At 65.4% G+C, this 8,917-nt stretch carries 6 protein-coding genes; 4 read left to right on the forward strand and 2 right to left on the reverse strand.

All coding sequences use genetic code 11. The features are described from left to right. The first annotated feature begins 153 nt into the window (after positions 1-153). On the forward strand, positions 154-2,829 hold the full coding sequence (locus VN047_RS03130) for a TonB-dependent receptor (protein ID WP_325539930.1): 2,676 nt from the start codon (positions 154-156) through the stop codon (positions 2,827-2,829). A 45-nt stretch (positions 2,830-2,874) separates the two neighbouring features. Here VN047_RS03130 and VN047_RS03135 read toward each other — a convergent pair whose 3' ends face one another. After that, entirely contained in the window at positions 2,875-3,735 is an 861-nt protein-coding gene (locus VN047_RS03135) for an AraC family transcriptional regulator (RefSeq protein ID WP_325539932.1), read from the reverse strand. A 121-nt stretch (positions 3,736-3,856) separates the two neighbouring features. Between VN047_RS03135 and VN047_RS03140 the strand changes: the two genes are divergently transcribed. Next, positions 3,857-4,630 (forward strand): SDR family oxidoreductase, encoded by a 774-nt coding sequence (locus VN047_RS03140; RefSeq protein WP_325539934.1) that lies wholly within the window; start codon positions 3,857-3,859, stop codon positions 4,628-4,630. Between the two features lie 90 nt (positions 4,631-4,720). Here the strand turns inward: VN047_RS03140 and VN047_RS03145 are convergent, their stop codons facing one another. Further along, positions 4,721-7,063 carry a TonB-dependent receptor gene (locus VN047_RS03145; protein WP_325539936.1) on the reverse strand — a complete coding sequence of 781 codons (2,343 nt, stop codon included), beginning with the start codon at positions 7,061-7,063 and terminating at the stop codon, positions 4,721-4,723. Between the two features lie 90 nt (positions 7,064-7,153). Here VN047_RS03145 and VN047_RS03150 point away from each other — a divergent pair, with 90 nt between their 5' ends. Both VN047_RS03150 and VN047_RS03155 read left to right on the forward strand, forming a co-directional pair. Beyond that, positions 7,154-7,729 (forward strand): hypothetical protein, encoded by a 576-nt coding sequence (locus tag VN047_RS03150; RefSeq protein WP_325539938.1) that lies wholly within the window; start codon positions 7,154-7,156, stop codon positions 7,727-7,729. After that, positions 7,726-8,917 (forward strand): PepSY-associated TM helix domain-containing protein (locus VN047_RS03155; protein WP_325539940.1); only part of this gene is annotated, 1,192 nt, incomplete at its 3' end. The genes VN047_RS03150 and VN047_RS03155, both read left to right, overlap by 4 nt.

The raw sequence follows: 8,917 nt of genomic DNA on the forward strand, positions 1-8,917 counted from the left end.
TAACGATACCAATAAAGTACCAAAACGCTCCGGATTTCATCTGAATTGGTCGGAAATCGCGTCATATCGAGCTTGACGTATAGATTGGTATCTATAAACTCCCCAGAAAATCAGAGCAAAATTGATCCACGGATCAAAAGAGGGAGACTTTACATGACCAATGCAAGATATCTGCTCGCTTCGGCGAGCATTGGTACGCTGCTTTTCGCCGCCGGCGCGGCGCAGGCCCAGACCCCCGCGCCCGCCGCCGACACCGCGGCCGAAAGCGAAATCGTCGTCACCGGCATCCGCGGCTCGCTCCGCGAAGCGATCGACGCCAAGCGCGACCTGTCGGTGATCGCCGACGTCGTCACCGCCGAGGATGTCGGCAAATTCCCCGACAAGAATGTCGCCGAAGCGCTCCAGCGCGTCCCCGGCATCGTCGTCAACCGCGAATTCGGCGAGGGCGAGCGCGTCTCGCTGCGCGGCACCGCGCCGAACCTCACCAAGACCCTGCTCAACGGCCACAGCGTCGCGACCGCCGACTGGTTCATCCTCGATCAGGTCGCCTCGACGCGCAGCTTCAACTATCTGACCCTGCCCGCCGAGATCATCGGCCGCCTCGAAGTGTACAAGAGCCCGCAGGCCGACGTCGAGGAAGGCGGGGTCGGCGGCACGATCAACGTCATCACGCGCAATCCGCTCGACCTCGATCCGCTCACCCTCTCGGCTTCGGTGCAGGCCGCCTATTCGGACCTGTCGGGCAAGGTCGACCCGCAGGTCTCGGGCCTCGTCAGCTGGAAGAATGACGACGAGACTTTCGGCGTTCTCGTCGGCGCGATCTACCAGAAGCGCCGCACGCGCCGCGACGGGCTCGAAATCTTCGGCTACCGCTCCTTCCCCGTCGGCGGCGGGCAGAGCGCGCTCGTCCCGACGCTGATCGGCTCGACGATGTTCGAACAGAATCGCGAACGCTACGGCGCCAATATCGGCATCCAGTTCCGCCCGTCGGACGCGCTCGAAATCAACATCACCGGGCTCTACTCGCGTTTCAACGCCGACAATTTCAACCAGAATTATATCGCGTGGGGCGAACAGGCGCTCGGCGGCGGCGGCACGATCACGGGTGCGGTGATCGAGGACGGCGTCGCGGTGTCGGGCGACATCGCCTCGGCGAACGGCGGCACGACGGGCTTCGGCGTCGTCTATGACGCGATCGACCGCCAGGCGGTCGCCAAGACCGTTTCGGCCGACTTCGACGTGACATACCGCCCGACCGACAGCCTCTCGATCCATTTCAAGGCCGGCTGGACCAAGGCGAACGGCGACACGAGCAACGAGAATTTCATCGAATTCGCCGGCCCCGGCGCCTTCAGCTACGACCTCACCAGCGGCCGTCCCGAGGTCAGCTTCGCGAACCCCGACCCGCTCAATCCCGCGGGGATCCGCCCCGATTTCGGGCGCATCCAGTCGGTCACCAACGACGATGAAGAGAAATATGTCTATCTCGACGTCGAAAAAGAGGTCGAATGGGGGCCGCTCACCGCGCTCAAATTCGGGGTCAAATATACCGATCACGACCGCGTCGCCGAACGCTTCGCGACCAACGGCGGCGTCTTCACTCCCGGCCTTCGCTGCGACGGCGCGCCGTGCACCTCGGCCGATTTCGCGACCGGCGGCGGCATGCCCGGCGACTTCCTCGACAATATCGCGTCGCCGGGCACGCTCCGCGACTATTGGCGCGTCGATCCCGCGAAGCTGCGCGCCATCTATGGCGCGTCGACGTCGCCCTCGAACGACCGCTTCCTCGTCCCCGGCAACACTTACTCGATCAACGAAAAGGCGTGGGGCGGCTACGGCCTCGCCAAATTCGGCGGCGACGGCTGGCGCGGCAATGTCGGCGTCCGCGTGATCGAGACCAAGCAGACGTCGGACGGTTTCATCATCGGCGGTACCGATCCCGAATTCACCAACCCGTTCGGCGGCTTCACCCCGTCGCGCGCGAAACGCTCCTACACCGACATCTTACCAAGCGCGAACCTGTCGGTCGACCTGTCGGACCAGGTCGTGCTGCGCTTCGCCGCAGGCAAGACGGTGACGCGCCCCGATTTCGTCGACATCACGCCGGGCGTCGACCTCAACGGCACCCTGCTCACCGGCCGCGGCGGCGATCCGAACCTCGATCCCTATCGCGCCAACCAATATGATTTGTCGATCGAATGGTATCCCGACCGCGAGACGATCGTCGCGCTCGCCGCCTTCTACAAGGATATCCAGTCGTACATCGTCAACACGACCTCGACCGAAATCCTGCCGAGCGTTTTCGTGCCGGGGTCCGAGCCCGCGGGCTGCGTCGCGGCGCCCGGCGGCAACCCCAACCTGTTCAACTGCCCCTATCAGATCAACCGGCGCAGCAACGGCGACGGCGGGCGCAACCAGGGTTTCGAATTTCAGGTGTCGCGCCCGATCTGGGGCGGCTTCGGCGCGGTGGTCAACTACACCTATTCGGACGCCAAGGCGAACAATGGCGACCCGATCCCGGGCAATTCGAAGCATTCACTCAACCTGACGGGCTATTTCGAAAATGACCTGATCAGCGCGCGGCTCTCGTACAACTACCGGTCGAAATTCTTCATCGACATCGACCGCGCGGCGCCGCTCAACCAGGCCGCGCTCTCGTCGCTCGACGCGTCGGTCAGCGTCAACATCACCGACAATATCGCGCTCACTGCCGATGCGGTCAACCTGACCAACGAGAAGATCGAGCAATATTCGGGCACCCGCGACCGCCCGCGCGCCATCTTTGACAACGGCCGCCAATTCTATGTCGGGGCGCGGTTGAAGTTCTGACGCGCCGAACCGCCCGCGCCGGGGTCTTTCCGGACCGGAAAGACCCTAACGTGCCGCGGCACGATAGCGCGACGGGGGCACCCCGAAGCGCCGCGCAAAAGCGGTCGCGAAATGGCTCGGCGAGGCAAAGCCGGTGGCAAGGGCAATCTCGGTCACCGGCTCGGCGCCATACCATAGCTGCCGCGCTGCCTCGTCGAGCCGCGCCCGCATCACATATTGCCAGGGCGACACGCCGAACGCCTGCTGGAAAGCACCGGTAAAACCGCGCACGTCCATGCCGACAAGCGCCGCCAGCGCAGCGAGGCTGTGCTGCGCGTCGAGTTGCCCGCGGATCGCATCGACCAGCCGGTTGCGATCCGATGCCGACAACGTCCGCCGCATGGGCCGCGGGTCGCGATGCCCATATCGATGAAACAGATGCCGCTCGAGTGCGTCGCCCACCTCGTGCGATGCCATCCGCGCCAGATCATCGTCGGCGCCCTGCACCAGTTCGAACAGCCGCGCCGCCGCATCGAAAAGAAACGCGTCGCGATGTTGCACCCGCGCCACCAGCGGCGCATCGGCAAGCAGCGCCGTCGGCACGTTCAGCTCGACGAACTCCGCGCGCTCGCCCTGCGCGAGCGCGGCATAGCGGCACGCGGCGGGGATCATCCACACATCGCCGCGCGACGGCAGCACCGGTCCCGACGGTCCGACCGAAAATTCGCACACCATCCGGTCGAGCTGACCACCGAGATGGACGACGATGACATGATGATCTTCCTCGAACGCCCAGTCGGTGGGCGCCTCGAGATTTTCGGTCGCGGCGAGCACGCCAAGCTGGCCGATCCGCGCCTGATGTCGTGCGACGACGTCGCGCCCCGATCGCGGCCTGATACCATCCCAGACGGTTGCGGCTTCGGTCAATCACCCACCTTCCGAGTCCCCACGACTCGTCATGACGATATTCGAAAACTGCGCCGGAATTTGAAAGCGGACAAGGCGAAAGCGCCTTAGCCTTGGATAATCAATGACCAAGGAGACCGGAATGGCCGATCACAGCATCAAGGGTAAGACCGTCCTCATCGCCGGGGGCGGCAAGAATCTGGGCGGCCTCGTCGCGCGCGACCTCGCCGCCGAGGGCGCGAAGGCGATCGCGATCCATTACAACAGCCCCGCCTCGGCCGCCGAAACCGAAGCGACGCTCGCCGCGATCCGCGCCGCGGGCGCCGAAGCCGTCGCCTTTCAGGCCGACCTCACATCGGCGGGCGCGATGGAAAAGCTCTTCGCCGATACGATCGCCGCGATCGGCCGCCCCGACATCGCGATCAATACCGTCGGCAAGGTGCTGAAAAAGCCCTTCACCGAAATCAGCGAAGCCGAATATGACGAAATGACCGCGGTCAATTCGAAGACCGCCTTCTTCTTCCTCAAGGAGGCCGGCCGCCATGTGAACGACAATGGCAAGGTCTGCACGCTCGTCACGTCGCTGCTCGGCGCCTTCACGCCCTTCTACGCCGCTTATGCGGGGACCAAGGCGCCGGTCGAACATTATACGCGCGCCGCGTCGAAGGAGTTCGGGACACGCGGCATTTCGGTGACCGCGATCGGCCCCGGCCCGATGGATACCCCCTTCTTTTACCCCGCCGAGGAAGCCGACGCGCAAGCCTATCACAAGTCCGCTGCGGCGCTCTCGGCCTTCACCAAGACCGGGCTCACCGATATCGCCGACATCGTGCCGTGGATCCGCATGCTGGTGTCCGACGGCTGGTGGATGACCGGCCAGACGATCCTCGTCAACGGCGGCTACACCACCAAGTGACCCCTCCCCGGCCGCCGGGGTCAGGACCCTCGCCCTGCGGCCGGGACCAGCCGGGCGGATGGCGCACCACCGCGCCATCCGCCCGTTCGTTCAGAAGCGGCCTTCGAAGGTCAGCCCGATCAGCCGCGGCTCGCCGAGCAGCGCCTGCAGGCGTCCGGCATTTCGATATTGATAGTCGTAATATTTGTCGTTGAAGAGGTTGGTCGCGACCAGATACGCGCCGAAATTCTCGTTGCCGTACCCGATCCTGGCATTGACCAGCGTACGCGCGGGAACGTCGCGCCCCGCCGACTGGGCGACGACGCTCTGATATTGCGCGCCGCGGTAATTGGCGTTGACGTTGACCGACACGCCGCTCGCATGGTGCCAGTCGAAACCGGCGGCCGCGGTCCAGCGCGGCGCCTGCGCGAACTGGTGGCCCGCCAGATCCTCGACATTGCCGTTGTCGACGACGAAGTCGGAGAACCGGCTGTTCGCATAGCCGACCGAGCCGTAGATATTCAGCGCATCGGTGACGTCGAAACCGCTTTCGACCTCGAAGCCCCAGACGCGCGACTTGCCGGCGTTGCGGGTTTCATAGTCGAAGCGGTTCTCCGACAGCTGGACCTGCACCTGCTGGTCGGTCCAGTCGATGTAGAAGGCGTTGGCGTTGAACGTCAGCCGCCGGTCGAGCCATTGCGTCCGCAGCGACAGTTCGTAATTCCAGGTATATTCCTGATCATAGGTGAAAGCGCGCGCGCGGCCCGGATTGATCCCGCTACCGCCTGACCGGTAGCCGCGCTGGACGATCGCACTCACCGTCTTGTCGGGCGCGATTTCCCACGACACACCGCCCTTGGGCAGGAACGCCTCATAGGTCGTCTTGCGCTGCGGCCCCGAACTGCTCGCATCCTCGACGTCGGCGAGCAGCAGGTTGTTCACCGTTTGCAGGATGAACGCAAAGGTCGGGTTCGCGGCATAATCGGCCGGGTTCGGGATCGCGGTGATCAGCGAGACGTCATTCTCGTTCCGCACCTTCTGCTTTTCGCGGTCGTACCGGAAACCTGCGAGCAGTTTCAGCCCCGGCGCGACCTCCCAGCTCGCGTCGCCGAACAGCGCCTGCGTCTGGATGTCGAAGGGATAGAGCTGTTCCGACGCGATGAAGACGCGCTGCGGATACACCGCGCGCACCGCCTGCGCGGTCGCCAGCGCGGTCGCGGGATCCATTCCCGCGCCGCCTTGCGCCGGCGGTAGCGCGAGGAACCCCGCAACGCGACTGGTCAGGCCCAGATCCAGGTCGAGGTCGAGGCTGAATGTACTGTTCGCCAGATAATCGGGATTCCTGTGGTGCGAATAATAGCCGCCGATCAGCCCCTGCAAGGCCCCGGTGTCGAAGGTCAGCCGGACCTCTTGGCTGAAAATCTTCTGGTCGGTCGAATAATCGCCATAGGCTTCGTCTTCGCGGCGCAGGTCGCCGTCGTACACCGAAAAGGTCTTGAGGTGATTATAGGTGCTGATCGACGACAGCGTGAATATGTCGCCGAGCGGCAGCGACGCATCGAGCGTGAACAGGTCGGTGCTCGTCTTCGTATAAGTTTCGCGGTTCGCCTCGACCGTGCGGCGCTTCCAGCTATCCGGCAGGTCGGTCAGCGAATAGCCGCGCCCGTCGTTGCCGAAATGCCGGTCATGGAGATAGGAGGCGACGATGCGCAGCCCGCCGGCGCCCGCCGGGGTGAAGAGCAATTTGGTGCGCACCACCTCGCTGTTCGATTTCGCGTAATCGCCTCCGGTGACGCTGTTCTTGATCAGCCCGTCGCCGCGCGCCACTTCGCCCGCGACGCGAAACGCCAGCACATCGTCGATGATCGGCCCGCCGATCGCCGCGGCGAAGCGATATTCGCCGTCGGCGTCGGTGATCATCGCGCGTGCCTTGCCCTTCCACTCGAAGCTCGGGTCGGCAGTCTTGAGGATGATCGACCCCGCGAGCGCGTTGCGTCCCTGCAGCGTCGATTGCGGCCCGCGCAGGATTTCGACCTGCTCGAGGTCCCACAAATCGAGCGGCCCGCCGCCGCTCGCTTCGCGCGGCAACGGCGATCCGTCGAGATAGACGGTGGCGAGGTCGCCGAGCCCGGTACCCGAAACGTTCGTGCTCGCGATGCCGCGGATGTTGAAACCCGATTCGCCCAGCGTCGACGCGACGTTCGCGGTCCGGTCGATCAGGTCGTAAACCGAGACCAGATTCTGCCGCTCGATCTCTTGCGACGTGAACACCTTGACGCTCGTCGGGGTATCCTGAAGCGAACGGTCGAATTTCAGGCCGCTGACGACGATCTCGTTGCTGCTCCCCGCCTCGCCGGCTTCGGTCACTGCATCCACCGCCGCTTCGCCGGCACAAGCGGGCATCGCTGCGCCAGCCAGCATCACGGCCAGAACCGGCCTGAAATAGTTGGTCATTGTCTTTAGCTCCCCGCTTGGCTAACGAGGGGCGCTATTGCTATTGCGAATGCGTGTCAATAGTTGAACCGGAACGACGCAGGGGGACTTATGGATGACAGTTCGGCGCTTTTGCCGGCGCTGCTGATTGCCGGTGCGGCGGGCGCGGGCACCTGGCTGCTCCGCCGTTCGTGGCAGGGCAAAGACCATAAGCGCGGCCTCGTCCTCGCCGGCTGGCTGCTGATCGTCGCCGCGACTGTCCTTCCCGCGTGGGCGCTCGGCGCCGTGCGCGGTCCCTTCATCGCGCTCGCGCTGATCTCGACCGCCGCGCTTGCCGTGGTGGCATCGAATTACAGCATCCGGCAGGCGAAGGCGCGTTCCGCGCGCGAAAGCCTCGCCCCCGAACCGTCCGACCGCGCCACGACCAGGGGACGCGAGACGCTGCGCTGGTTGCTGGCAGGCCCGATCGGGATGATCGCCGCGATGGGCGTCGGCATCGCCTGGGCCGCGCTCGTCCCCGGCGAGCAGCAGACGCGGCTTGTCGTCGGCGGCCTCATCGTCCCCGTCGTCTGGGGCGGCTGCATGGCGTGGACGCTCGCCGATAACCGCATCCTCCGCGCGACCGCCGTCCTCACCGGCGTCGCGCTCGTCAGCTTCACCGCCGCCATCGTGAAGGGCTTCGCATGACCGCCGCTCCCGTCCCGACGCCGAAACGGCCCGCGAAGAAGAAGGAGCTGATGTCGCGCATCCCCGCGGGCTTCGTCCGCGCGGTGCTCCGCGGCCACAGCAGCCTCGGCCTCGCCTTCGCCGCGCTCATCTATCTCATCTGCCTGTCGGGGAGCCTCGCGGTCTTCGCGCACGAATTCCAGCGCTGGGAAAGCGCGACCGCGCCGCAGCTGACCCAAGCCACCCCCGCCGCGGTCCAGTCCGCGTTCGAGGGTGCGATCGTCGCGGGCGGCCCCGGGGTCGAGCATGTCTATATCACGCTGCCCACCGCCGATTTCCCGCGCCTCCTCCTCTATGTCGACGCCGACGAGGATCGCTCCTTCCTCGCCGACGCGGCCGGCAAGCTCGTCCCCGGCAAGGACTTCGCGTGGACCGGGTTCATCACGCGCCTCCACATCAACCTCCACCTGCCGCGCACATGGGGCGGCTTCCTCGTCGGGCTGACCGGGGTCGCTCTGCTCTCGTCGCTCATCTCGGGCATTCTCGCGCACCCGCGCATCTTCCGCGACGCCTTCCACCTGCGTCTGGGCGGATCGAAGCGCTTGCAGGAGGCCGACCTTCACAACCGGCTCGGCGTCTGGGCGCTGCCCTTCCACATCATCATCTCGCTGACCGGCGCCTTCCTCGGACTCACGACGATCATCGTCGGGGTGCTCGGCATGGCGATGTTCAACGGCGACGTGAACAAGGTCTATGCGCTCTTCATCCCCGCGCCGCCGGTCGACGATCCGCGCCCCGCGCCCGTGCTCGACCTTCGTCCCATGTATGCGAAGCTGCCGCAGGACGGCGGCCGCCTCACCTATATCTTCACCGAGCATCCGACCGAACAGGGCGGCGCCGCGCTCTTCAACGTCGAGCAGCCGGACCGCATGGCGGGCACCGACAGCTATGCCTTCCGCCGCGACGCGACGATCTACAACGAAGGGAAAGCCAGCGACAACAACCTCGGCGAGGATCTGCTCGGCGGCATGGGCCAGCTCCATTTCGGCTGGTTCGGCGGCGCGATCGTCAAGATCGTCTATTTCGCGCTCGGCCTCGCGCTCACCTGTCTCGCCGCGAGCGGGGTCCATATCTGGCTCGCGCGCCGCCGCGACAAGGGCCGCCCCGCGCCCGGCTGGGAACGCGCGTGGGCCGCGACCGTCTGGGGCC

Source organism: Sphingopyxis sp., assembly GCF_035565275.1.
In the GTDB taxonomy this organism is placed as follows: domain Bacteria; phylum Pseudomonadota; class Alphaproteobacteria; order Sphingomonadales; family Sphingomonadaceae; genus Sphingopyxis.